Consider the following 24219-nt stretch of genomic DNA (forward strand, 5'->3'; position numbering starts at 1 on the left):
CAGGCGGGCTCGGATGCTGGATCCTGAGCCCGCCTGGTGAGACGCGGTGGGTTCCGTGCCTGGTGGGGCACGGTGCCCGCCGGGACGCGATGCCCGGCGATGCGGTACCGCCGGGACGCGGTGCCCGGTGGGGGCGCGGTGCGCGCGGCGTCGGTCCGGACGCGGACCGCAGCGCGCGGTGCCGCGGTGCCGCCGGCCGGGGCCGGGTCAGTCCTTGCCGGCGGTGGTCGGGGCCGGGGCGGGGTGATCCTTGCGCGCGAAGACCTCGGGGTCGCGGGACTTGATGACGAAGTACGACACCACCATGGCCGCTCCCCAGATCGGGGCGCAGTACAGGGAGACCCGGGCGTCCTCGTCGATGCCCATGAGCACGATCACGAAGCCGATGAAGGCGAGGGCGAAGACGCTGGTCCACGGGTAGCCGGGGGCCTGGAAGTCGGAGCGCGGCAGCAGACCGCGGTTGACCTTGCGGCGGTAGACCAGCTGGGCGCTGAGGATCATGATCCAGGCCCACATGCCGGAGATGGTGGCGAAGGAGACGACGTAGTTGAACGCCTCACCGGGCCACTGGTAGTTGATCCAGACGCCGGCGAGCATGCAGGCCGCGGAGACCGTGGTGCCGCGCAGCGGCAGGCCCTTCGGCGACAGCACGGTGAAGAACCGCGGGCCCTGCCCGTTCAGCGCGAGGTCGCGCAGCATCCGGCCGGTGGAGTACATGCCGGAGTTGCAGGAGGAGAGCGCGGCGGTGAGCACCACGAAGTTCACGATCCCCGCGCCGGCCGGCAGGCCGATCTTGGCGAAGGCGGCGACGAAGGGGCTGACGCCGGGCTCGAAGACGGTCCAGCTGACCACCGACAGGATGATGATCAGGGCGCCCAGGTAGAACAGGGCGATGCGCCACGGCACGGTGTTGATCGCCTTGGGCAGGGTCTCCCTGGGGTTGGTCGCCTCACCGGCGGTGACGCCGACCAGTTCCACGGCGAGGAAGGCGAACATCACGATCTGGAGGGTCATCAGGGTGCCGCCGATGCCCTTGGGGAAGAACCCGCCCTCGGACCACAGGAGGCTGAAGGAGGCGGTGTCACCGGCGTCGGAGAAGCCGAGGGTGATCACGCCGAGGCCGATCAGGATCATGCCGAGGATGGCGGTGACCTTGATCATGGAGAACCAGAACTCCATCTCGCCGAAGAGCTTCACCGAGATGAGGTTGATGCCGAACAGCAGCACCGTGAAGCCGAGCGCCGAGACCCATTGCGGAATGGATTCTTCCCAGTACTGCACGTACTCGGCCGCCGCGGTGACCTCGGTGATGCCGGTGACCACCCAGAACAGCCAGTAGGTCCAGCCGGTGACATAGCCCCAGAACGGGCCGAGGAACTCACGCGCGTACTCGGAGAAGGAGCCCGAGACCGGGCGGTACATGAGCAGCTCGCCGAGCGCCCGCATGATGAAGAAGATGACCAGGCCCGCGACGGCGTAGGCCAGGATCAGACTCGGCCCGGCCTTGGAGATGGCCTTGCCGGCTCCGAGGAACAGGCCGGTGCCGATGGCACCGCCGATCGCGATCATCTGGATCTGCCGGTTACCGAGCCCGCGCTGGTAACCCTCTTCTGATGTGTTGCCGGGGCCCTCCGGGCCGCCGTGCTTCTCGTCGACCTGCACCGAGGTCATGCTTGGACGCCTTTCTCCATACCGACCCGGCCGCTGTGGCTCGGATCGGGTCCCGATCCCCCCGGATGTGGATGGAGTGCTACCGGCGGTCTGCCGGCTCAAGCGCCCCTGCGGACAGGGGTGGCGTCCGCAGGCGGTCGTGCAGATGTATCACGCCCGCAACAGTGATCCCCAGAGGCGAATGTCCCGTGCCCCGGCGGAAGAAATGGACATACGTTCTATAGGGGCACAAACGGCCCGTCTCGGTAATCCGATCGTTATTCGGAATTGAGGTCCCTCTGAGCGAACGCATGCCGACTATGCGCGTCATGTCCTCCATGTCCGGTATCGGGGAGACCGGTACCGGGACGGGCCGCGCGCCGGAGCCGCCGACGGGCCGGCGCCGGGCCACCGACGGGACGGCCGACCGGCCGGTCCCGGGCGCTCGCGGCCACCCGCCGTCCGCCGTCCCGTCCGGGGCCGCGGACGCCCCCGGGCTCCGGTGCGCCGGGCGCGGCGGGCGTCCGGGTCCGGCTTCCCGAGCGCGGTCCGGGCGCCGGACGGATCCGGGCTCCGGGGCGGGGTCCGGTCTCTCCGAGCGCCGGGCGCCGCGGCCCGCCGGGCACCTTCACACCGTCGCGCCGCGCACGGGGCCCGCCGCCGCTTCCGGAAGGCGCCGTCAGGCCATCAGCGTCCCGACGAGCGTCTCCTGGAGTTCGCCGAGCCAGAAGTACGCCACCGCCATCGGCTTGCGCGGGTCGCTGTCCGGCAGCCGCAGCAGCTCCCCGCCGTCGTCCTCGTCGCTGACCTCCAACCGGGTGCCGATGGCCAGCCGCAGGTCGTTGAGCGTGCCCAGCCACCGCCGGCTCGCCTCGGTGTCCAGCTCCAGCACCACGCCGTGGTCCCCGGCCACGGCGGCGCCCGCCGCCACCGCGTCCAGCGAGCGCACCACCGCGAGCGCGTCGTCCCGCTTGCGGGCCCGCAGGTCGTTCTCGGTGAAGCGGCGGAACTCGGCCGAGGCGGCGCGCGCCTCCTCCGCGGCGCGCCGGGCCGCCGCGTCACCGTCCTCGGGCGGCGGCGCGGCCGGATCGACGTAGGCGTCGGGGAAGAGGCGGGCCAGGGCCGGGTCGGCGGGGGGCTCGCTGGGGCCCTCGGCGAACAGCGCGTCCAGCGGGTCGGCGGAGCCGTCCGGGCCGCCGGTGCCGGGGCCGGGGCCGATCAGCTCCAGCAGCTGGACGGCGAGGCTGCGCAGGATGGAGATCTGGGCGTCGTCGAGGCTGATCGCCGCACCGCCGCCGGGCCGCGGCTCGAAGTGTCCCAGCATCAGCGGTCCTGCTGGAGGGTGGCCCACAGGCCGTAGCCGTGCATCGCCTGCACGTCGCGTTCCATCTCCTCGCGGGTGCCGCTGGAGACGATCGCGCGGCCCTTGTGGTGGACGTCCAGCATCAGTCGGTGCGCCTTGTCCTTCGGGTAGCCGAAGTAGCTCTGGAAAACGTAGGTCACGTAGCTCATGAGGTTCACCGGGTCGTTGTGGACCACCGTCACCCAGGGCACGTCGGGCTCGGGCACCGCCGAGGGCGCCTCGCTCGACTCGGGCCGTTCGATCTCCACCGGTGCGACGCTCACGGGTTCCATGCTGCCACCCGGCCCCCCGCGGCGCACAAACGGGGGCGGGAACGCGCCGACGCCGGCCGGCGTCACCCGGCGGCCACCCGACGCCTCCCCGGCCACCACGGCGGCCCCGCCCGCCGGAACCGGGAGCCGACGCGCGGGGTACGGGCAGGGTCGGCGCAGGTACGGGCGAGTCGGCGCGGGTACGGGCAGGCCGACGCAGGTACGGGCGAGTCGGCGCGGGTACGGGCGGGCCGGCGCGCGGGGTAGGGCGGGCCGCGCGGGTACGGGCGGGAGGGCACCCGCCGGAACGCTCCGGAACACCGGACCGCACCGGGGCCCGCCGGGACCGCCGCCGGCGCGGGAGGAGGCCGGCCGCCCGGGCCGCCCGGCACCCGCCCGCCGCGACCACCGCGCGCCGCACCCCCGGCCGGGCCCCACCCCGCCGGTCCCGCGGGCCCGGCGGGACCGGCACCACCCCGCCCGGCCCGTCCCGCAGGCCCTCGAACAAAATCGTCAACTTGACGAGAATGCTGCTAGCATCATGTCCATGAACACAGCGGACATGGGGCTGTCCGGAGCGGAAGGGCGCACCGGTGGCACCCGCGGGCAGGGTCCGGGCGGCAGCGCCCGGACGGACGGCGAGCCCCCGGCCGGCGGCTGGGGGAAGGTGGGCGTGCCCTCGACGGCGCTCTTCACCGACCGTTACGAACTGACCATGCTGCAGGCGGCACTGCGGGCCGGCACCGCGGACCGGGCCTGCGTCTTCGAGGTCTTCACCCGCCGGCTGCCGGAGGGCCGCCGCTACGGCGTGGTCGCCGGCACCGGCCGGGTGCTGGACGCGGTGGAGAACTTCCGCTTCGACAGCGGGGTGCTGGACTTCCTCGCCGACCAGCGGATCGTGGACGAGCCGACGCTGCACCGGCTGGCCCGCTACCGCTTCCGCGGCGACATCTGGGGCTACCCGGAGGGCGAGGTCTACTTCCCCGGCTCCCCGATCATGCGGGTGGAGGGCTCCTTCGCCGACTGCGTGCTGCTGGAGACGGTGGTGCTGTCGATCCTCAACCACGACTCCGCGGTCGCCGCGGCGGCCTCCCGGATGGCCGTCGCCGCCGGGGACCGGCCGCTGATCGAGATGGGTGCCCGGCGCACCCATGAGCTGGCGGCCGTCGCCGCGGCCCGCGCCGCGTACGTGGGCGGCTTCGCCACCACCTCCGACCTGGCGGCCGGGTTCCGCTACAACATCCCCACCGTGGGCACCAGCGCCCACGCCTTCACCCTGCTCCACGACAGCGAGCGCGACGCCTTCACCGCGCAGGTGGAGACCCTCGGCAGCGGCACCACCCTGCTGGTGGACACCTATGACGTGGCCGAGGCGGTGCGCACCGCGGTGGAGGTGGCCGGCACCGGGCTGGGCGCGGTCCGGATCGACTCCGGCGACCTGCTCCTCCTCGCCCACCGGGTCCGGCAGCAGCTGGACGAGCTGGGCGCCCGGGACACCAAGATCGTGGTGACCAGCGACCTCGACGAGTACGCCATCGCCTCGCTGGCCGCGGCGCCGGTGGACGCGTACGGGGTGGGCACCCAGCTGGTCACCGGCAGCGGGCACCCGACCTGCTCCATGGTCTACAAGCTGGTGGCCCGCGCGGACAGCGCCGCCGGCCCGGACGCCACGGCGCCGCTGCGGGCGGTGTCGAAGCGGTCGATGGGCGGCAAGACGTCGGTCGGCGGCCGCAAGTGGGCGGCCCGGCGGCTGGACGCGGACGGGGTGGCCGAGGCCGAGGTGGTCGGCTCCGGCGAGATCCCGGACGAGCTGCGGGACCGCCTGATCCAGGTGCCGCTGGTGCGGAACGGGGAGATCGTCGGCCGCGAACCGCTGGACGCCGCCCGCGACCGCCACCGGGCCGCCCGGGCCGGACTGCCGCTCTCCGCGACCCAGCTGTCGCGCGGCGAGCCGGTCCTGCCCACCGAGTACGTGTAGGGCGGCCCGTACGCCCGTACAGCACCGCGGGGACGTGCCCCACGGCGGACACCCCTCGGGCACCCTTGCGGGGCGCACGGGTCACACCCGTACCGGCAGCCCCCGCGGGTCACGCGGGTCACGTCCGGTCGGGGACGGCCGCTACGGGCCGGCCGGGTGCCGCACGGCGCCCACCGCCACCCGCACCGCTCCTGCTCCCGCCCGGACCGATCGGCACCGATCCGGGCGGGCCGGAGCGGAAGAGGGAGCGGGAGCGGCCCCGCCCGCGCCTCGCCCGCCCCCGGCGCCCGCCCCATGACGTTCTCCCCGCGATCCCCGATGCGCACCGCGCCCCTCGCCGCCGACCGCGACCTCGGTTGCGGACCGCGGCAGGGCCGCCAGGCGTACGGGGTGCGTGGGGCGGCGGACGCGGGTACACCTCTCTCACCGGGGCCCACGGTCCCGGCGCGCCCACCCGCCCGGTGGACGCGGCGGGGCCGCGGCCTTGCCGGGCGGCCCCTGTCCCGGCCCTCCCCGGCAGTTCCGGAGCTTCACCTTCGGTGACATCCGCTCCGGGCCGTGCCGGGACCAGGTCCTGTTCCCCGGCCCCCACGGAAGGCAAGCCCCATGCACCGCGCACTGATCGTCGTCGACGTGCAGAACGATTTCTGCGAGGGCGGCAGCCTCGCAGTCGCCGGCGGCGCGGACGTCGCCGCCGCCATCACCGACCTGATAGGGGTGGCCACGGCGGGCTACCGGCACGTCGTGGCCACCCGTGACCACCACATCGACCCCGGGGACCACTTCTCCGAGCACCCGGACTTCGTCCACAGCTGGCCGGCGCACTGCGTGGCGGGCACCGAGGGCAGCGGGTTCCACCCCAACCTGGCTCCCGCCATCGCCTCGGGCGCCATCGAGGCGGTCTTCGACAAGGGCGCCCACGCGGCGGCCTACAGCGGCTTCGAGGGCGCCGACGAGAACGGCGTCCCGCTCGCCCGGTGGCTGCGCGACCGGGACGTCACCGAGGTGGACGTGGTGGGCATCGCCACCGACCACTGCGTTCGGGCCACCGCGCTGGACGCCGTCCGCGAGGGCTTCACCACCCATGTGCTGCTGGACCTGACCGCCGGGGTGTCCCCGGAGACCACCGAGCGCGCGCTGGCCGAGCTGCGCGCGGCGGGCGTGGAACTGACCGGCAAGCCGGTCGTCTGAGCCACCGGCACCCCGGTCCCCGGTGCCGGAAGCCACCCGCCACCGGCACCCCGGCCCGGGCGCCCGACGGCCACCGGCGCCCCGGGCCCGGGGCGGGCCCGGCCACCGGCACCCGGGCCAGGGTCGGGTCCGGCCGGAGAGCCCCCGCCCGGACCCGGCGGCCACCGGCCCGCACCGGTGGCCCGGCCCCGGTCCGGCGCCTCAGCCGGCCCCGGCCGGGTGCGGTCGCGCGGGGGTGCGGGGCCGCAGCAGCGCCCGGATGGGGTGCCACAGCTCCCCCAGGCAGGTGGGCGTGGCCCGCCACACCAGCCCGTCCGGGTGGTGGAGCACCGCGGTCACCTCGTCCGGCGTCGGCGGTTCGGTGTTCCCCCGCAGGTAGACGGAGCGCAACCCCAGATTGCGCAGCCTGGTCAGGGCGCGCTGGCGGTTGGCGGCGTGCACCAGCACCCGGACCCGGGAGCCCGGTACACCGTCGGAACCGTGCGGCCGTGGCAGGGACAGCGCCACGACCACGCTCCCGCCCGGGAGCCTGGTGAATCCTCCGTCTGCCATGCGGTCATCTCCCCCGTGAGATGTCGTGTCAACAAGATGCTCGTAGGAGCATCTATAACGCGAACGGCCGCCGCCCGCCAGGGGGCGACGACCGTTACCGCTGTGACCTGCGGGAATGCTGTTTACCTGGTGGAGGGACCCACCTGGACGGTCACCCAGGACCCGTGACCGGGCTCATTGGTGATCTTGATACGGGTGTTGGTGTCGGTGACCTGTACACCACCGGTCGGGTTGGAGTCGTACCAGTAGACGCCCTTGCGGTCGTCGAAGACCGGGGTGCCCCGCTTCGCCGGGACCTTGGCCGCCACCCCGTTGCGGTGCAGCGTGAAGCCCTCTGTGCGGAAGTGGCTGAAGGTCGAGTCGTACGCCTGGATGCGGTTCGGCATCAGCGTGCCGTCGGCCCACTTCTCCGGCTTGGCGTGCGCGTCCACCGGCAGGATCAGGCCGCGGCCCGGGTGCTGCCCGACGTTGTTGTCCTGCTGCGAGGTGTCCCACTTCCAGATCAGCAGGCCGTTCTGGTACGGGTAGTGCTCGACCCAGTTGGGCCGGGTGTCGCGCCATCCGAAGTTGTACGGGCCGGTCTTCAGCGTCGTGTCGTAGCTGACGTACTGCCGGTTCTCCGCGATGTAGTACTGCGGGTACTCCTCGGTGAAGGAGCCGCCGATGCGCCGGAAGCCCTTCACGGCCCAGCCGTTGTCGTCGCCCTCGGCGTTGTCGGCGAACAGCTGACGGCCGTCGGCGGTCACCGCGATGGTGTCGGCCGCGAAGCCCTTGAGGGAGACCCCGCCGTCCGTCTGGTAGCGGAAGCGGACGTCGATCTTCTTGCCCGCGTAGGCGTCCAGCGGGAAGGAGAGCTGGCGATAGCCGCCGGAGGAGCCGGTCAGCGCCGGCTTGTCACCGCCGTCGCGCGGGATCGGCCGGCCGTCCGCGGTGCCGTCGACCGGCGTCCAGTTGGCGCCGCCGTCGGTGGACACCTCGGCGTAGGCGAAGTCGTAGTTCTCCTCGATGTCCCACCAGCCCTTGAGGTCCAGCGAGGCGGTGGTGGCTCCGGTCAGGTCCACCGGCCGGGTGAGGGTGTTCTTGAGGTTGTCGCCCTGGCCGCTCCACCACTGCCGGGCCCCCTCGGCGGGGGTCACGATCGTGGTGGTGACGGGCTTGGCCGGCAGGTCCACGATGAGCGCCTGCTTGCGCCGGGTGTTGTACTCGGCGACGCCCAGCTGGTGGGTGGAGGCGGTCGCGGCCTTGGCCCGGTCGTAGTCGAGCCAGCCCAGCTGGAGCTTGTCCCAGGCGTTCATGTCACCGGGCAGGTCGCCGATGGCGTCCTCGCCCCGGCCCAGCCAGGAGCCGGAGGACATCAGCGACCAGAAGCCGACGGACGACTCGCCCTTGCCGCTGGTGTCGTACTCGTCCGGCAGCCCGAGGTCGTGGGCGTACTCGTGGGCGAAGACGCCCAGCCCGCCGTTCTCCGGCTGCATGGTGTAGTCGCCGACCCAGATGCCGGTGTCACCGATCTCGGTGCCGCCCGCCTTGTTCTGCGCCGGGCCGGTCTGGCCGGCGTCGGAGCCGTAGGCGTACCAGCGGTGGGCCCACACCGCGGTCTCACCCTGGACGCCACCGCCCGCCGACTCGTCCTCGCCGGCGTGCACGATCTGGAAGTGGTCGATGTAGCCGTCGGGCTCGTTGAAGTTGCCGTCCTCGTCGAAGTCGTACCGGTCCCACTCGTCGTAGCGGGCGAGGTCGGCCTTGATCTGGGCGTCGGTACGGCCGGCCGCCTTCTGGTCCCGGGCCCACCGGTTGACGCCGTCGCGGACCAGGTCCCACACGTTGGCGCAGTTGTTGTCGCCGCAGTAGTTGGAACCGTAACGGCCCTCGTTCCAGTCCACCTTGACCCAGTCGGAGACCTCGCCGTCGACCGAGTACCGGCCCGAGGACTGCCGCTCGTAGTACTTCTTCAGGGACTCCTTGCCCTTCTCCTCGGAGAAGTACAGGTCCTGGTAGTGCTGGCGGTCGTAGTCCGCCTGCCAGTCGGTGCTGTTGTCGTTCGCGCGGTCCGGACGCTCGATGGCGTTGTGCAGCGGACCCGGCGTACCGCCGTACTTCTTCACCGGCTCCTGCGGGCCCTCGGGGCCGTCCGGGTCGTACAGGGTGGTGTCGTCCACCTTGTCGCCGAACTCCACCAGGATGGTGAAGATCTTGTCGGTCTTCTCCCGGGCCAGCTCGACGTACTTGCCCTTGCCGACCTTGACGACCTCCGAAGCGCCGCGCCTGACCGGCTCGGCGTCCCCGGACAGCACCTGCTGGATGGCCGCCTCGCGACGCTCCTGCTGCTCCTTGCTGAACGGGCCGTCCAGGTCGTGATCGACGCTCTGGGCGTGCGCCGGGTCGCGGCGCTCCGTCTGCTTCGCCGGCGGCGCCTCGTCGGCCTGCGCCGAACCGGCGACGGGTGCCGCCATGCCTATCGCGGCGATCACCGTGGCGATGGCGGCCGTTCTGACCGCCCTCTTACGTTGGCTGTTCACGTGGACATGGCCTCCCCAGTCGAACCGTCGGCGGTATTCGACCGGAGCGGAACCCAAAAAGACAGATCTTGACATGTTCAGAAAGGGCGCGTACGTTGACCGCCCTTTTCTGTTCGGATATCGGACAACTCCTGTACGCGGAGACGTCGACACGGTCGCGTAACGGGGTTCTATGGCGGCGGGCCGTGCGATTGGCGAGCGGATGTTCGTCCACCCCGAAAGCGCGGCCCACCTGGCCGATTCGTGTCGGCACGCCGCCCGGGTGACCGCTCCGCCGCCCCTACACTGTCGTGCCTCCGGAAGGGGACGAACCCTCGCGGGAGAGGAGTCAATCTGTGCGCCCCGAGCGGTTCGAGTCGGTTCTGAAGTCCCTGCTGGAGCAGGGGGGAGCCGCGACGGAGGTGCGGACGGTCAAGGAGGCCGGCCACGAGCGCCACCCCTACGGACTGGTGGTCACCTTTTCCACCGGAGCCCGGGCGTTGCTGCAGATCGTCGTCACCTCGGCCGAGGGTCGCCGGCCCCGGTCCCGGCCGTTGAGCCGTTCGACGGCGGGAAGCTCGAACTCGGCCTGGTGGACCGGCACATCGCCGCACTGGTCCTCAACAGCGGCAGCCGTGAGGTACACAGCGCAGAAGCCTTCAGCACCCGCGAGAACCCCGGGGCCGTCCGCTACGGAGTGAAGATCACCTACCACGACACCAGCCGCATCTACGTGTACGTGGTCCAGACCCTGCCCGCCGGCCGCGACTTCACCCAGGGAGTCGACTTCGACGTCCCGGCCGCCGTGTAGTGCGCGGCCGGGTGGCCCACGGAGAGCGGGAGCCGACCCGCCCGGCACGCTGTCGCTCACGAGCGGTTGAGGGTCCGATCCCGCGTCATGCGCGGGCCGCCCGCTCCGTACGCCGAAAGTGACCGTCGGAGCCCCCACCGGGCGGCTTCACACGCTGCACCGGCAGTAGAGCTGGGCGCCCGCCGCCCGCGCGCGGCGGGCCAGGGCCGTGAACGCGGTGACCGCCTCTACGGCGACCAGGTGGTCCCCGAAATCGACCTCCTCGATCTCGTACCACTGCGCCGCCACCGCGGGGACGGCGTCCGCGGGAAGGGCGGCGAGGACGTCCCGCCAGCGCTCGGGCAGCCGCTGGAGGAACAGGCCGGTGTCCCACGGCGAGTCGGGGCCGACGGGTTCGCCCCGGGGGTACGGCGCCTCGGGCCAGACCAGTTCCGGCGTGTCCCGGAGGCCGGCGAACGGTATGCCCTCGGCGCAGGCGACCAGCTGGCCCAGGACGACGTCCGGGTCGAGGCCCTTCGCATCGATCCAGTCCGCGCCCGCCTCCTCCAGCGACGCACCCAGGAGCCAGTCACCGCCGGGGCCGATGGCCAGGTGCACCGCCGTGGTGGGGTCGGTCGCGTGGAAGTAGTCGCACAGCACACCCATGTCGCACTCCGTCGTCCGTCGGTCCGGTGCCGAAGTGAAGCAGCCGGCACCGACATCGAGGACGGCCGGGCCTTTCCCGATATCGGTGGCCGACCGGTGGTACCGCGACAACATCGCGCCCGCCGAGCGGGGCTCAGGCGGCGGTGACCACCACGGTGCGGGCGGCCTTGTCGTGCAGGCTCTGACGGAAGGGCTTGTCCCAGGTGTGCCAGAGGGAGTTGAGCAGCCAGAAGAGGGTGCCCACCAGGACCGGGACGAGCATGCCGGGCAGCGCGTACACCGCGCCGCGCACCCAGCCCTGACGGCGCGGCAGGTCACCGTCGGCGAGCATCGCGACCCGGATGCGCAGCGCCTTCTTGCCGAGCGTCTGGCCGTCCCGGGCGAGCATGGCGCCCTCGTACACGAAGTAGAGCGCGAAGGTCAGCACGGCGGCGAGCACCACCTTGCCCTGGTGCTGCTCACCCTCGTTGTCCAGGCTGTACTGGAGCGCGCCGGTGGCCACCAGGCACAGCGTCCAGATCGCGCCCAGCACCAGGGAGTCGATCAGCCGGGCCAGGAACCGCTGGCCCGAGGTGGCGATCGGGGGCATCCCGGGGAGCAGCACCGGGGAGGCGGGGGGCGGCGGGCGGGAACGGCTGCTGGGCGGGGTTCATGCCTCCGATTACACCAGCCGTCCGGGGCCAACCGGTAGTTCAGAGTGAAACCATATCGGCCGACCGCCGGAGGCCGCCGGTACGACGGGACGTCAGCGCACCGCCGAGACCACCACGGTGGCCGCCACCTTGTCGTGGACGCACTGCCGGTAGGGCCGGTCCCAGGTGCACCACAACACGTTGACCAGCCAGAAGACGAACCCGCAGCAGGGCACCACCTCCGGCAGCGAGTAGACCGCGGCGCGCATCCAGCCCGGCTGGCCGGCCGGCACCGACCCGTCGTGGAGCATCGCGACCCGGATCTTCATCACCTGTTTGCCGACCGTCTGGCCGCTCCGGGTGAGCATCAGCCCCTCGTAGAAGAAGTAGGCGAGCGCCCCCACCACGGTCACCACCGTGGAGGCACCGGTGTCGTCGACCGGGTCGTATCCACCCAGCACCACCGCCATGATCAGCGCCACCGGGATGCCGATGAGCAGCCCGTCGATGATCCGGGCCACCAGCCGACGGCCCAGGTGGGCGAGCGGAGGCATGCCCGCGAGCGGGTCCTGGGCGCCGAACCGGTCACCCCCGTAGGGGCCCCCGCCGTACGGCCCACCTCCGTAGGGGGCCGCCCCCCGTACGGGTCGTCCGGCCCACCCGGCCCGCCGCCGGGGGACCGCCACCGGGCGGGCCCCCGTACGGACCGCCCCCGTAGGGGGCCGCCCCCCGGAAGGGTCGCCGGGGAACCGCCACCGGGGGACCCCCGTAGAGCCGCCGCCCCCGCCGCCGCCCTGGCCTCCGCCGCCGTGCGTCCCGGAGGCGTACGGCACGCCGTCGCCGTACGGCGTCCCGTCACCGGGGACCGCCCCCGGCGCACCGGACGGGGGGAGACCGGAGGAGAAGTCGCGGGGAGGCTCGCTGCTCATGGCCCGAGTCGAACCCGGGAGGCGGCCCCGCGCATCCGGCACGTGCCGTTCGGGCTACCGGGACACCCGGTCAGCGGGTCGGTGAAGTCGTCGGACCGGCGGTCGCGGTGGGCCGGCACGGCCGGTGGATCGCGCGGGGCCGGTGGGCGAGGCCGCGCGCCCCGCCGGGGACCCGTACCGCCGGGGCCCCGGGGCGGCACGGGCCGTGCCGGGCGTCAGCCGCCGGTGGCGACGAAGGTGTGGGCGGCCTTGTCGTGCCAGCACTGCCGCCAGGGCCGGTCGAAGAGGCACCACACCACGTTCACCACCCCGATCACCAGGACGCCGAGCACTCCGTAGACCAGCCAGCGGCGCAGTGCCGAGCCGAACGTGGGGGTGTCGTGCGACTCGATGTCCAGGGTGCGCAGTCCGCAGAGCTTCTTGCCGAGGGTGCGGCCCCACTTGGCGGTGGGCAGCGCTTCGTACAGCAGCCCGGCCACCAGCAGGACGCCCAGCACGATGCCGAGGTAGGTGCCGGTGGTGCCGTCCAGCAGGTAGACGGTGACCGTCTCGCCGGTCAGCTTCGCTTCCTCGATCTTGGCGTCGATGTGGTCCTCGGCGCGGGTCCACAGCGGGACGGCGGCGGCGCCGACCACGGCGGCCAGCAGCACACTGTCGATCAGCCGGGCGGCGAGCCGGCGGCCCAGGGTGGCGGGCCGGCCCTGGGCACGCGCGGCCTGGAGGAACGGGTTGTCGACGGGCGGCTTCCACGGGATGACCCCCTCCGGCGGCAGCCCGCCCGCACCGGGGCCGGCCGGCGCGCCGGGTGCGGGAGCGACCGCGGGGCCGTCGCCGCCCGGCCGGGCCAGCTGCTGCACCTGCTGGGCCCAGCCCTGGGCGGGGGCGCCGGACGGCCCGCCCTGGGCGGGGACCCCGGCGGCGGGACCCGGAACCGCCGGCCCCGGCGCGGCGGGTCCGGCGGGGACGGGCGCGGCGGTACCGGAGGGGCCGGAGGGCGCGGAGGCGGCCAGGGCCCCGGAAGGAGCGGCGGCGGGACCTCCCGGGCCGGGGGCCGCCGGGCCCGCGGCGGCCGGAGCAGGGGGCGGCCGGGCCGGGGATGGCGGGCCCCCGCGGCGGCGGGGGCCGGGGCGCCCGGCGCGTCGCCCACCGCACGGATGGTCACGGTGTTCCGGTCCGGTGCCGGGGTGCCCGGCGCGGAGCCGGGCCGCACCGCGCGCAGGGTGAGCGTCCCCTCGCCGCCCGGCCGGCCGGGCGCGCCGGCCTGGGGGTGCCGGCCGGCGCGGCGCCACCGGCCGCGCCGGAGCCCGCCGCGGCGGCGGCGCGGTCCTCGGTCCCCGCCCGGTCCGCCGCCGCGCCGTCCGGGGCGCGGTCGGCGGCCGGCCCGGCGGCCTGGCTCTCCCCGCCGCGGGGGTCCGGCAGCGGCACGGTCGGGCCGGTGCCCGAGCCCCAGGAGACGCGGCGGTCCCGCTCGCCGCCGAAGCCGCTCTGCCGGGCGGCGTCGGCCTGCCAGGCGGTGGCCGGTTCGGGGCGGGTGCCGTGCGGACGCCGGGGGACGTCGGCCGCCGGGCGGGCGGCGGTCGGGCCGGGGCCCTCGCCCGGCCGCGGCTCCGGGGCGGCGTTCCCGCCCGGCCGCGGCCCGGGGACGGCGGCCGGCGGAACCTCGCCGGCGGGGGGCTCGTCCAGGAACATCGGCCCGGTCTCGTCCGGCACCGCAGCGGTGATCTGGGTACGGACCGAGGACGGCTCCGGCTCGGGGTGCACCACGGCCGGGACGGCGGACTCCGGGCGCACCACCGGCGGGACGGCGGGCTCCGGGTGCGCCCCCGGCGGGACGGCGGCGAGGCCCGGCGGGGGCGCGGGCAGCGGCTCCCCCTCCGCGGGGGCGGGTCGGCTGGTACCGGGGACCCACGCGGCACCGTCCCAGTAGCGGATGTAGTCGGGGATGGAGGGGTCCGGGTAGTAGCCAGGGATGGAGCTGCCGTCCGCGGATCCTGAGGTAGGGGCGCTCATGATCTCCGATGTCCCGTGTCTGCTCTGCTGTGGGTGGGGCGTATGCAGTCTGCCGCACCGGCGCGGTGGGCCTGCAGCGCTCCGCCGTCTGGTCACCCCCGGACGACCCATGAGGTGGTGACAGGTCTGCACGAGGTGGTCACAGGTCTATCAGACCCTTTGCCCGCCGGGGCGGCACGGCGTCGCGCACCACTCTCCCGTGCGAGCCGGAAAAAATTCCGACGAATCACGGAAACCCGCGTAATGAGACGCGGTCAGGCCCCTCTCACCTCGTGCGGGCCCGTCAACCGGCGGCCCCGGACACGCAGCGAGGACGCGAGGGAGTGCGGTCGGATGAACACCGTGGTGGAGCGTGAACTGGAGATGAACCTGGTGCTGTCGCCGGAGCGCAGCGTGCCGGTGCCGGCCCGGCTGTCGTACCGCACCGACGACCCCTACGCGGTGCACATCGTCTTCCACGTCGGCTCGGAGGCGCCGGTGCACTGGACGTTCGCGCGGGACCTGCTGGTGGAAGGGGTGTTCCGGACGTGCGGTGACGGCGACGTGCGGGTGTGGCCGGCCCGGCTGCACGGCCGCGGCATCGTGGTGATGGGACTCAGCTCGCCGGAGGGCGACGCGCTGCTGGAGGCGTCCGCCTCGGCGGTGTCCGCCTGGCTGGAGCGGACCCTGCGGCTGGTGCCGCCGGGGTCGGAGGGCGACCGGCTCGACGTGGACGGGGTGCTGGTGGAGCTGTTCGCCCGTACGCCGCGGCACGATCCGTGGGCGCGCGGCCCGTGGGCCGCCGACGAGCCCACCGAGGACGGCGCGTGACGCCTCGTCCGCCGGCCCGGCCGCGGACGGCCCGGTGCTCCGGACGTCTCGGCACGTCTCGGTGCGTCTCGGTACGCCCCGCGTGGGGTCGGACGCCGCCCGCGCCGCCGGCCCCCTGCGCGGGGCGCCGGGTGTGCCCACCGGTACCGGAGCGCACGCGGGGCCGGCCGGCCGCGCGCCGGGCGCGGTCCGGGGTGCGCGCCCGCGTGCGGGTATCGCGCCTGTGTGCGGGGACCGCGTCCGCACGGGTATGGGCGGGCCCGTGCGCCGGTACGGCCCGGACGCGAGGGCCCGGACGCGGGGGCAGGGACAGGGCTGGCACGGGCCTCGGAGACCTCGGAGGACCGTCACCGGGGCCGGGGCACACGGAGGCCCCGACCCGCGGGCCGGTCGCGGCGACCGGGCCCGCCTGACGCGGATGCGCGCCGGGCCCGGACGCACGCCGGAGGCGTACCGGAGGCGTACCGGACGCGGAGACGCACCGGAGGCGGACACGCGAGGGCCCGGCAGACCGTACGCGGGGAACCCGGCGCGCCCGGCGCGGTCCCACCGGGGCCGGACCCACCGGCCCGGGCCTGCCGGGCGCGAGGGGGGGTCAGCCGAGGACGGCGAGGGCGTCGATCTCCACCAGCAGGCCGGCCGGGAGGCCGACGTAGACGGTGGTCCGGGCCGCCGGGACCTCGGTCAGGTCGGCGAAGTACTCGTTGTAGATCTCGTTGAACTCGGCGAAGTGCGCGGTGTCGGTGAGGTAGACGCGGATCATCACCACGTCCTCCCAGCGCGCGCCGCCCTCCTCCAGGACCGCCTTGACGTTGGCGAGCGTCTGCAGGGTCTGCTCCCGCAGCCCCGGGCCCACCGGGGTGGGCGCCTGGCCCTCCGCCGCCGGGCCGAACCCGACCTGGCCGGCGACCTGGAGGATGTTGCCCTTGCGGACGCCGTGCGAGAACTTCGCGGGCGGGGCGGTGTGGGTGGCGGGGGTGAGGGCGGTCTTCTCGGTCTTCCCGGTCATCGGGGGGTCTCCTTCTGTGGTGTCCGGCCGGAGTATTCGGCACTGATCGCCTCGGCGGTGCGGCGGACCAGCGGCAGCAGGGCGAGGAGTTCCTCGGCGGTGACCACGACGTTCGGCGCGGAGACGGAGATCGCGGCGACGGTACGCCCGTCCACCCCGCGGACCGGCGCGGCGACGCAGTTGATGGACTCCTCGTGGCCACCGAGGTCGGTGGCCCACCCCTGTTCGCGCACCCGGGCCAGCTCCTTGAGGTAGGCGGCGGCGCCGGGCGTCGAACGGGGGGTGTACGCGGGGTAGTCCAGCCGCTCGGCGACCTGGCGGCGCTCGGCCTCGGGCAGGTCGGCCAGGAGCAGTTTGGCCACGGCGGCGACGGTGATCGCCACCGGCTTGCCGATCCGGGAGTACATCCGGACCGGGTAGCGGCTGTCCACCTTGTCGATGTAGAGCACCTCGTCCTCCTCGCGGACCGCCAGGTGCACGGTGTGGCCGCACCGCTCGTTGAGCGCGACCAGGTGCGGGTGGGCGATCTCCCGCACGTCCAGGCCTTCCATGGCGCGGTGGGCGAGCGCGAAGAGCCGGGCGCCCAGGCGGTAGCGCTGGTCCTGCTGGCGGTGGACCAGGCCGTGCTCGTGCAGGGTGCGCAGCAGCCGGGAGGCGGTGGACTTGTGGACCTCCAGGCGCGTGGCGACCTGTTCGAGGTTGGCCGGCCCCTCCGCGAGCAGCGGCAGGATGGTCAGCGCCCGGTGCACGGTCTGGCTCATGGGGCGGGTACCTCCGTCGTCACGGACCCGGCCTCCGGGTCGGTCCCGGTTCCCGGTTCGGCCCGCGTCCAGCCGGGGCCCAGACGCAGTCTCCCCCACGCGTCCGGGGCCAGCGCGACCAGCCGGTCCGCCAGCGCGCGGCCGGGCGGGGCGGCGAGGTCGCCGGGGTCGGTGAGGGCGGCGGCGGCGAGCAGGTGCCCGTGGCGCAGCCGGTGGGCCACGGGCAGGCCGCGGAGCGTGGCGGAGAGGAACCCGGCGGCGAAGGCGTCGCCGGCCCCGACGTGCGCGACCACGTCCACCGCCGGGGCGGGTTCGGCGTACCGGGCGTCCGGTGCCGCCGTCGCCGGCCCGCCCTCCCCGCGGCCGGCCGCCCCGGACGGCCCGGGACCGGGGGCGCCGGACGGCTCGGGACCGCCCCCCGGGGCCGTACCGGGACGGGTGCCGGGGGTGCCGGACGGCCCGGGACCGGCCCCGGTGGCGCCGCCGGGGCCGGGAGCGGCCGCGCCGGACGGCCCGGATCCCGGGCCGCCGTACTCCGGGCCGCCGCGCGCCGGGCTGTCGTCCGCCGGGCCGCCCGGGGCCGGTACCGCGGTGGCCGGCCACGCCTCCGCGCCGGGGCGGACGTACGCCACGGCCCCGGCGGCGCCGCGCTTGACGACCAGCACGCCCGGTTCGGGCAGCGCGGAGCGGACCGCGTCCGGGCCGCGCAGGCCCCAGGCGGCCGACGCCTCGTCCTCGCCGACGAAGACCAGGTCGCAGCCGCGGGCCAGCTCCAGCAGGACCTCCGGGTCGGTGGGGCCGGGGCTGCGCCACAGGGCGGCCCGGTAGTTCACGTCGAAGGACACCCACGGCCGGCCCGGCCGGCGGGCGGTCAGCTCGCGGACCAGCTCCCGGCAGCCGTCGGAGAGCGCCGGGGTGATGCCGGTCAGGTGGAGCAGCCGGCCCCCGTACGCGTCGGCGCGGGCGACCGTCCGCGGGGACATCGCGGACGCGGCCGACCCGGCGCGGTAGTAGACGACCTCCCCGGGCGGGGCGCCGTCCGGGGCCGGGTCCGGGCCGCCCCAGGAGCGCTCCCCGGCGGTGCGGAAGTAGATGCCGGTCGGCCGGTCCGGGTCGCGGCGCACCCCGTGCACGTCCACGCCGGCTTCGGCCACCGCGGCCAGCACGTGGTCGCCGAAGCCGTCGGTGCCCAGCCGGCTGATCCAGCGGACCCGGTGGCCCAGCCGCGCCAGCGCGCAGGCCACGTTGGACTCGGCGCCGCCGGCGGACCGGGTGAAGGCGGGCACCTCGGCCAGCGGTCCGGGCCGGGTGGGGACGAAGGCCACCATCGACTCGCCGAGGCAGACGACATCGGTGCTCAAGGATGCGGGCACGCGGATCGCTCCTTCGTACGGCGGGGCCCGAGCGGAATTGGGCCGGCGGCGAGCGCACACCGTTGACCCGGTACTCGCCGGGATGTTAGACAGCCCTTGCACACGCCGCAATGACCGTTGCACAGGGCGCAACAGAAAAGGTCATGGCGGGGCCAGCCAGTTCGGGAGTCTCCCATGGTCGCCGATCGCCGGACCGAAGGAACCACTGACCGCCACACCGCCGGTACCGCCGGTGCCGCCGACGCCCCCGGCACGGCCGGTACCGCAGGCGCACCGGACACCGCCGGCACCGCAGGTGCACCGGACACCACTCGCGCCCCCGCGCACGGCCCCGGCGGCGCGCCGGGCGCGGGCGCGGCGGAAGCGGGCGCACCGGGTGCGGCGGACCCGGGCGCGCCCGGATCGGGCGCACCGGACGCACCGGACGCGCTGGCCGGCACCGTGCTGGACCACCGCTTCAAGGGGCTTCCGCCGGACGCGGACGGGCTGACCTTCGGGGAACTCGCCGCCCAGCGCCGCGACCTGTTCACCGGCGGCTTCACCACCCCGGTCCTGACCCTCTCCGCGGAATCCCTGACGCACAATCTGGCGCTGCTGGAGGAGTACGCCGAGCGCCACGGCCTGGCCTTCGCCCCGCACGGCAAGACCTCGATGGCCCCGCAGCTGTTCGCCCGGCAGATCGAGCGGGGCGCGTGGGGCATCACCGTCGCCGTGCCCCACCAGGTCCGGGTCTGCCGGGCGTTCGGCGTGCGGCGGGTCTTCCTGGCCAACGAGGTGGTGGACGCCGCGGCGCTGCGCTGGCTCGCCGCCGAGCTCGACGCCGACCCCGGCTTCCGGTGCGTGCTGTACGTCGATTCGGTGCGCGGGGTGGAGCTGATGGACGCCGCGCTGCGGGCCGCGGGGGCGCGCCGGCCGCTGGAGGTGGTGGTGGAGCTGGCCGCGGGCGAGGGCGCGCGGACCGGGGCGCGCACCGAGGCGGAGTGCGCCGCGGTGGCGGACGCGGTGGCGGCCACCGGCACCCTGCGGCTGGTGGGCGTGGCCGGGTACGAGGGCGAGGTGCCGGACGCCGACGACGCGCGGGTGCGGGCCTGGCTGCGCCGGCTGACCGCGCTCGCCGTGGCGTTCGACGCGGCGGGCCGGTTCGCGGACCGCGAGGAGATCGTGGTCAGCGCGGGCGGCAGCGCCTGGTTCGACGCGGTGGCCGACGTCTTCGCGGAGCTGCCCGCGCTCTCCCGGCCGGTGCTGAAGCTGCTGCGCTCGGGCGCGTACGTCACCCACGACGACGGCCACTACCGGCGGCTCACCCCCTTCAACCGGGTCCCCCAGGAGGGCGCGCTGCGGCCGGCGTTCACGCTCTGGGCCCAGGTGGTCTCCCGGCCCTCGCCGGAGCAGGCGTTCCTCAACGCGGGGAAGCGGGACGCGGCGTACGACCTGGACCTGCCGTACGCGCGGCTGGTGCGGGACGCCCGTGACGGCTCGTTCCGCGAGGCGGCGGGCATCACCGTCACCGGGCTGTCGGACCAGCACGCCTGGCTGCGGACCGAGCCGGGCACCCGGCTGGAGGTCGGCGACTGGGTGGGGCTGGGCCTGTCCCACCCGTGCACCTCGTTCGACAAGTGGCAGCTGATCCCGCTGGTGACCGCCGACGGCACGGTCACCGACTACATCCGCACCTACTTCTGACCCCGCCGGCCGCCCCGGCCCCGGCCGCCGCCCCGGGCCCTCACCCGGCCACGGGCCGGCCTGAGAGCCCGTCCGGGACCCCGGCCGGGTCCCGGACGGCGATGACGTGAATCCCAGCGATGGCAGGAGCCGCGATGGACACCGTGCTGCGCGACGTGCGCGTCGTGGACGGGACCGGACGACCCGCCTACCGGGCCGATGTGGCCCTGGCCGGCGGCCGGATCGCCGCGATCGCCCGGGAGGGCGAGCCGCGCCCGTCCGGGCGCGCCACGGTGGCCGGGGACGGGCTGGTGCTCTGCCCCGGCTTCATCGACATGCACGCGCACAGCGACCTGGCGCTGCTGCGCGACCCGGACCACTCCGCGAAGGCGGCGCAGGGCGTCACCCTGGAGGTGATCGGGCAGGACGGGCTCTCCTACGCACCGGTGGACGACCGGACGCTGGCCGAGGTCCGGACCGCCATCAGCGGCTGGAACGGGGACGGCACCGCCGGCCCGGACGGCCCGGCCGTGGAGTTCGACTGGCGGGACGTGGGCGGGTACCTGGACCGGCTCGACCACGGGTTCGGCGGCGAGGGCATCGCGGTGAACGCCGCCTACCTGGTGCCGCAGGGCACGGTGCGGATGCTCGCCGTCGGCTGGGAGGACCGGCCCGCCACGCCCGCGGAGCTGGACCGGATGCGCCACCTGGTCGCCGAGGGCCTGGAGCAGGGGGCGGTGGGGCTGTCCTCCGGCCTCACCTACACCCCGGGCATGTACGCCTCGGACGCGGAACTCACCGAGCTGTGCCGGGTGGTGGCCCGCTACGACGGCTACTACTGCCCGCACCACCGCTCCTACGGCGCCGGGGCGCTCGCCGCCTACGAGGAGATGGTGACGCTCACCCGGAACGCCGGCTGCGCCCTCCACCTGGCGCACGCCACCATGAACTTCGGGGTGAACGAGGGGCGGGCGCCGGAACTGCTGGCGCTGCTGGACCGGGCGCTGGCCGAGGGCGCCGACATCACCCTGGACACCTATCCGTACCTCCCCGGCTGCACCACGCTCGCCGCGCTGCTGCCCAGCTGGGCCACCGAGGGCGGGCCGGACGCCACCCTCGCCCGGCTGCGCGACGACGCCGTGGCCGCGCGGATCCGCCGGGCCATGGAGGTGGAGGGGTCCGACGGCTGCCACGGGGTGCCGGTGGACTGGGACACCGTGGAGATCTCCGGGGTCGGCACGCCCGCGCTCGCCGGGCAGGTGGGCCGGACGGTCGGACAGCTCGCGCGGGAGCGCGGCGAGCCGCCGTTCGCCGTCGCCCGCCGGCTGCTGGTGGAGGACCGGCTGGGGACGACGGTGCTCCAGCACGTCGGCCACGAGGAGAACGTCCGGGCGATCATGCGCCACCGGGTGCACACCGGCGGCAGCGACGGCATCCTGCACGGGCTCAAGCCGCACCCGCGGGCGTACGGCACCTTCCCGCACTACCTCGGCCGGTACGTACGGGAGCTGGGGGTACTCGGTCTGGAGGAGTGCGTGGCACACCTCACAGGGCGCCCGGCGGCCCGGCTGCGGCTCCCCGACCGGGGGCTGGTGCGGGTCGGGTACCGCGCGGATCTGGTGCTCCTCGATCCGGACACGGTGGCCGCCGGCGCCACTTTCGAAGCCCCCCGGACGCTTCCGACCGGTATTCCGCATGTGCTCATCGACGGCCGCTTCGTGATGAAAGACGGGCGCCGCACCGGCGTCCTGGCGGGTCGCTCGGTCCGGCGCGCCGGGAGCCGCCCGGCGGGGCGCTGACGGCCCGCCGACACCCCCGGGGACGTGGGAAGAAACACCGCGCGGGTGGTCGGCGGCGTGGTTAAGGTGGCCCGCATGCAGGTGACCCAGTCCACGAAGCTCGCCAATGTCTGCTACGAGATCCGGGGTCCGGTGCTTGAGGAGGCGATGCGGCTGGAGGCGGCAGGTCACCGCATCCTCAAGCTCAACACCGGCAACCCGGCGCCGTTCGGGTTCGACTGCCCGCCGGAGATCCTGGAGGACATGCTCCGCAGCCTCGGCGACGCCCACGGCTACGGCGACGCCAAGGGGCTGCTGTCCGCCCGGCGCGCGGTGATGCAGCACTACCAGACCAAGGGCATCGAGCTGGACGTCGAGGACATCTACCTCGGCAACGGTGTCTCGGAGCTGATCCAGATGGCGATGCAGGCGCTGCTGGACGACGGCGACGAGGTGCTGGTCCCGGCGCCCGACTACCCGCTGTGGACGGCCGCGGTGTCGCTGGCCGGGGGCCGCGCGGTGCACTACCGGTGCGACGAGCAGGCCGACTGGCTGCCGGACCTGGCCGACATCGAGCGGAAGGTGACCGACCGCACCAAGGCGATCGTCGTCATCAACCCGAACAACCCCACCGGCGCGGTCTACGACGACGAGCTGCTGCGCGGCATCACCGAGATCGCCCGCCGGCACCACCTCATCGTCTGCTCGGACGAGATCTACGACAAGATCCTCTACGACGGGGTCACCCACACCCCGACCGCGGTCATCGCCCCGGACCTGCTGACGCTCACCTTCAACGGGCTGTCCAAGGCGTACCGGGTGGCCGGCTACCGCAGCGGCTGGCTGGCGGTCTGCGGCCCCAAGGCGCACGCCGCCAGCTACCTGGAGGGCCTGACCATCCTGGCCAACATGCGGCTGTGCGCCAACATGCCGGCCCAGCACGCGGTGGCCACCGCCCTGGGCGGCCGGCAGTCGATCAACGACCTGGTGCTGCCCGGCGGACGGTTGCTGGAGCAGCGCGACACCGCGCACCGGCTGCTGACCGAGATCCCCGGGGTCACCTGCGTCAAGCCCCGGGGCGCGCTGTACGCCTTCCCCCGGCTCGACCCCAAGGTCTACAAGATCAAGGACGACCGGCAGATGGTGCTCGACCTGCTCCGCGCCGAGAAGATCATGATCGTCCACGGTACCGGCTTCAACTGGCCGGAGCCGGACCACTTCCGCATCGTGACGCTGCCGGTCAAGGAGGACCTGGCGGACGCGGTGACCCGGATCGGGAACTTCCTCGACGGCTACAGCCAGCCGTGAACCGGGGCCGTCGGGGCGGTCCCGCGCTCCGGGGGTGAGCGGCGCGGGCCCCGGCCGGGCCTGACCGTTGGGTGCCGCCGGGCCGTACCGGTGGGCGCCGGCGCCCGGTACCGGTGAGCGCCGGGCGGCGGGGCGGGGTGGCCCACGGCGCCCGGCGCCGGTGAGCCGTGCCGGCGGCCGCCCCTGCCCCGTGCCGGTGGGCCCCCGCGCCGTTCCGGTGAGCGGCGCCGAGGGCTGCTCCCGCCCGGCGCCGGTGCGCCCCCGGGCGGCGGTGCGCCGTACCGGCGGGGCCCGGCCGCCGGCCCCCGCCGGTGCCCGGCGGAGGCGCCGCCCCGGTCACGTTTCTGTAGACCGGACAACTTTAGACAGTGTCTAAGTTAGGATGGCCTTCTGAGCTTGTCAGGAGGCCATCGACATGTACGAACCGATCCGCACCAAGTCGGTCCACAGCATGGCCGTGCGCGCGGGCGACTTCCCGCACCGCTCCCGCCAGGAGGAGCTGAGGATCCGGCTCGCCGGACACCTGACCGCACTGCTGACCGTGACCGACGAGCTGCGCGCCCTTTCCCCCGACCCGGCGCTGGACGAGGCCGCCCAGCGCCTGAGCGACCAGGTCACCCGGCTGCGCTCGGGCGTCCGCCCGCTGCGCGCCGCGCCGACCACCGCCACCGACCGGGCGGCTGCCAAGATCGCCCAGCTCCACCAGCGCGCCCACTCCCTGGCGGGGAACGCGCTGGTGGTGGCCACCTCCCACAACGACGCGGAGGGCGCCGCCCTCGCCGCCGAGCGGATGGCGGCGCACGCCGGCGCGCTGGGCATCGAGGCGGCCTGAACCACCGCGGACCCCCGCGCACCGTGCCCGACCGGCCCGGCCGCCCGTCCCGGCCGGGCCGGCCCGGTGGCGGCCGCCCGCACCGTCGCCGGGTCACCCCGGTGATCCGGCCGGCGTGACCGCCCGTACCGCACCCCGACCGGCCCGGCCGGAACATCCGCGGGCGCGCGCCCTCC

At 74.7% G+C, this 24219-nt stretch carries 20 protein-coding genes and 1 pseudogene; 8 read left to right on the forward strand and 13 right to left on the reverse strand.

The genetic code is table 11. The features are described from left to right. Positions 1-207 precede the first annotated feature (207 nt). From IHE55_RS10110 to clpS, 3 genes are all read right to left on the reverse strand, one after another. Positions 208-1671, reverse strand: coding sequence for an amino acid permease (locus tag IHE55_RS10110; protein ID WP_197988723.1), 1464 nt, complete (start codon positions 1669-1671; stop codon positions 208-210). 658 nt (positions 1672-2329) lie between these two features. Further along, complete coding sequence (locus tag IHE55_RS10115; protein WP_197988724.1) at positions 2330-2974, reverse strand: DUF2017 domain-containing protein; 645 nt, start codon at positions 2972-2974, stop codon at positions 2330-2332. Further along, complete coding sequence (gene clpS / locus IHE55_RS10120) at positions 2974-3285, reverse strand: ATP-dependent Clp protease adapter ClpS (protein WP_197988725.1); 312 nt, start codon at positions 3283-3285, stop codon at positions 2974-2976. The genes IHE55_RS10115 and clpS overlap by 1 nt, the downstream gene beginning before the upstream one ends. A gap of 526 nt (positions 3286-3811) precedes the next feature. Between clpS and IHE55_RS10125 the strand changes: the two genes are divergently transcribed. Both IHE55_RS10125 and IHE55_RS10130 read left to right on the forward strand, forming a co-directional pair. Then, entirely contained in the window at positions 3812-5242 is a 1431-nt protein-coding gene (locus tag IHE55_RS10125; protein ID WP_197988726.1) for a nicotinate phosphoribosyltransferase, read from the forward strand. 606 nt (positions 5243-5848) lie between these two features. Next, complete coding sequence (locus tag IHE55_RS10130) at positions 5849-6433, forward strand: isochorismatase family protein (RefSeq protein ID WP_197988727.1); 585 nt, start codon at positions 5849-5851, stop codon at positions 6431-6433. 201 nt (positions 6434-6634) lie between these two features. Here IHE55_RS10130 and IHE55_RS10135 read toward each other — a convergent pair whose 3' ends face one another. The 3 genes from IHE55_RS10135 to IHE55_RS10145 all read right to left on the reverse strand — a co-directional run bounded on the left by IHE55_RS10135 (position 6635) and on the right by IHE55_RS10145 (position 10087). Next, positions 6635-6985 carry a hypothetical protein gene (locus tag IHE55_RS10135; RefSeq protein ID WP_197988728.1) on the reverse strand — a complete coding sequence of 117 codons (351 nt, stop codon included), beginning with the start codon at positions 6983-6985 and terminating at the stop codon, positions 6635-6637. 122 nt (positions 6986-7107) lie between these two features. After that, positions 7108-9504 carry an immune inhibitor A domain-containing protein gene (locus IHE55_RS10140; protein ID WP_443742603.1) on the reverse strand — a complete coding sequence of 799 codons (2397 nt, stop codon included), beginning with the start codon at positions 9502-9504 and terminating at the stop codon, positions 7108-7110. A gap of 439 nt (positions 9505-9943) precedes the next feature. Then, positions 9944-10087 carry a hypothetical protein gene (locus IHE55_RS10145; protein ID WP_197988730.1) on the reverse strand — a complete coding sequence of 48 codons (144 nt, stop codon included), beginning with the start codon at positions 10085-10087 and terminating at the stop codon, positions 9944-9946. On the opposite strand from IHE55_RS10145, the gene IHE55_RS10150 reads away from it, so the two are divergent. Further along, complete coding sequence (locus IHE55_RS10150; RefSeq protein WP_197988731.1) at positions 10076-10294, forward strand: hypothetical protein; 219 nt, start codon at positions 10076-10078, stop codon at positions 10292-10294. The two genes, IHE55_RS10145 and IHE55_RS10150, sit on opposite strands and share 12 nt — an antisense overlap. 147 nt (positions 10295-10441) lie before the next feature. On the opposite strand, the gene IHE55_RS10155 is transcribed toward IHE55_RS10150, so the two are convergent. From IHE55_RS10155 to IHE55_RS33405, 4 genes and pseudogenes are all read right to left on the reverse strand, one after another. Next, the gene (locus IHE55_RS10155; RefSeq protein WP_197988732.1) at positions 10442-10939 is read right to left on the reverse strand and encodes a hypothetical protein; all 498 of its coding nucleotides are present in this window, start codon (positions 10937-10939) and stop codon (positions 10442-10444) included. Between the two features lie 133 nt (positions 10940-11072). Next, the gene (locus tag IHE55_RS10160; protein ID WP_197988733.1) at positions 11073-11528 is read right to left on the reverse strand and encodes an RDD family protein; all 456 of its coding nucleotides are present in this window, start codon (positions 11526-11528) and stop codon (positions 11073-11075) included. Between the two features lie 156 nt (positions 11529-11684). Continuing rightward, on the reverse strand, positions 11685-12125 hold the full coding sequence (locus tag IHE55_RS31030) for an RDD family protein (protein ID WP_232265513.1): 441 nt from the start codon (positions 12123-12125) through the stop codon (positions 11685-11687). 593 nt (positions 12126-12718) lie between these two features. Continuing rightward, a pseudogene (locus IHE55_RS33405) lies at positions 12719-14467 on the reverse strand (DUF2510 domain-containing protein); the annotation flags it as partial. 376 nt (positions 14468-14843) lie between these two features. On the opposite strand from IHE55_RS33405, the gene IHE55_RS10175 reads away from it, so the two are divergent. Further along, on the forward strand, positions 14844-15320 hold the full coding sequence (locus IHE55_RS10175) for an SsgA family sporulation/cell division regulator (protein WP_197988735.1): 477 nt from the start codon (positions 14844-14846) through the stop codon (positions 15318-15320). A 595-nt stretch (positions 15321-15915) separates the two neighbouring features. Here IHE55_RS10175 and IHE55_RS10180 read toward each other — a convergent pair. From IHE55_RS10180 to IHE55_RS10190, 3 genes are read right to left on the reverse strand one after another with little or no spacing between them, the layout of a single operon-like run. Next, positions 15916-16329, reverse strand: a complete 414-nt coding sequence (locus IHE55_RS10180) for a RidA family protein (protein WP_197988736.1) — start codon at positions 16327-16329, stop codon at positions 15916-15918. Further along, positions 16326-17090: an IclR family transcriptional regulator gene (locus IHE55_RS32230; protein ID WP_197988737.1), complete on the reverse strand. Its 765-nt coding sequence runs from the start codon at positions 17088-17090 to the stop codon at positions 16326-16328. Before IHE55_RS32230 ends, IHE55_RS10180 begins: the two co-directional genes overlap by 4 nt. Further along, positions 17087-18463 (reverse strand): PfkB family carbohydrate kinase, encoded by a 1377-nt coding sequence (locus tag IHE55_RS10190; RefSeq protein ID WP_372442646.1) that lies wholly within the window; start codon positions 18461-18463, stop codon positions 17087-17089. Before IHE55_RS10190 ends, IHE55_RS32230 begins: the two co-directional genes overlap by 4 nt. 174 nt (positions 18464-18637) lie before the next feature. Between IHE55_RS10190 and IHE55_RS10195 the strand changes: the two genes are divergently transcribed. From IHE55_RS10195 to IHE55_RS10210, 4 genes are all read left to right on the forward strand, one after another. Continuing rightward, positions 18638-20146 carry an alanine racemase gene (locus IHE55_RS10195; protein WP_232265515.1) on the forward strand — a complete coding sequence of 503 codons (1509 nt, stop codon included), beginning with the start codon at positions 18638-18640 and terminating at the stop codon, positions 20144-20146. A gap of 134 nt (positions 20147-20280) precedes the next feature. Further along, positions 20281-21924 carry an N-acyl-D-amino-acid deacylase family protein gene (locus IHE55_RS10200; RefSeq protein ID WP_197991916.1) on the forward strand — a complete coding sequence of 548 codons (1644 nt, stop codon included), beginning with the start codon at positions 20281-20283 and terminating at the stop codon, positions 21922-21924. A gap of 75 nt (positions 21925-21999) precedes the next feature. Next, positions 22000-23211 carry a pyridoxal phosphate-dependent aminotransferase gene (locus IHE55_RS10205; RefSeq protein ID WP_197988738.1) on the forward strand — a complete coding sequence of 404 codons (1212 nt, stop codon included), beginning with the start codon at positions 22000-22002 and terminating at the stop codon, positions 23209-23211. 415 nt (positions 23212-23626) lie between these two features. Next, a complete protein-coding gene (locus IHE55_RS10210) occupies positions 23627-24043 on the forward strand; it encodes an SCO4983 family protein (protein ID WP_197988739.1) in 417 nt (138 codons plus the stop codon). Positions 24044-24219 lie beyond the last annotated feature (176 nt).

It is taken from the genome of Streptomyces pactum, assembly GCF_016031615.1.
Lineage (GTDB): Bacteria > Actinomycetota > Actinomycetes > Streptomycetales > Streptomycetaceae > Streptomyces > Streptomyces pactus.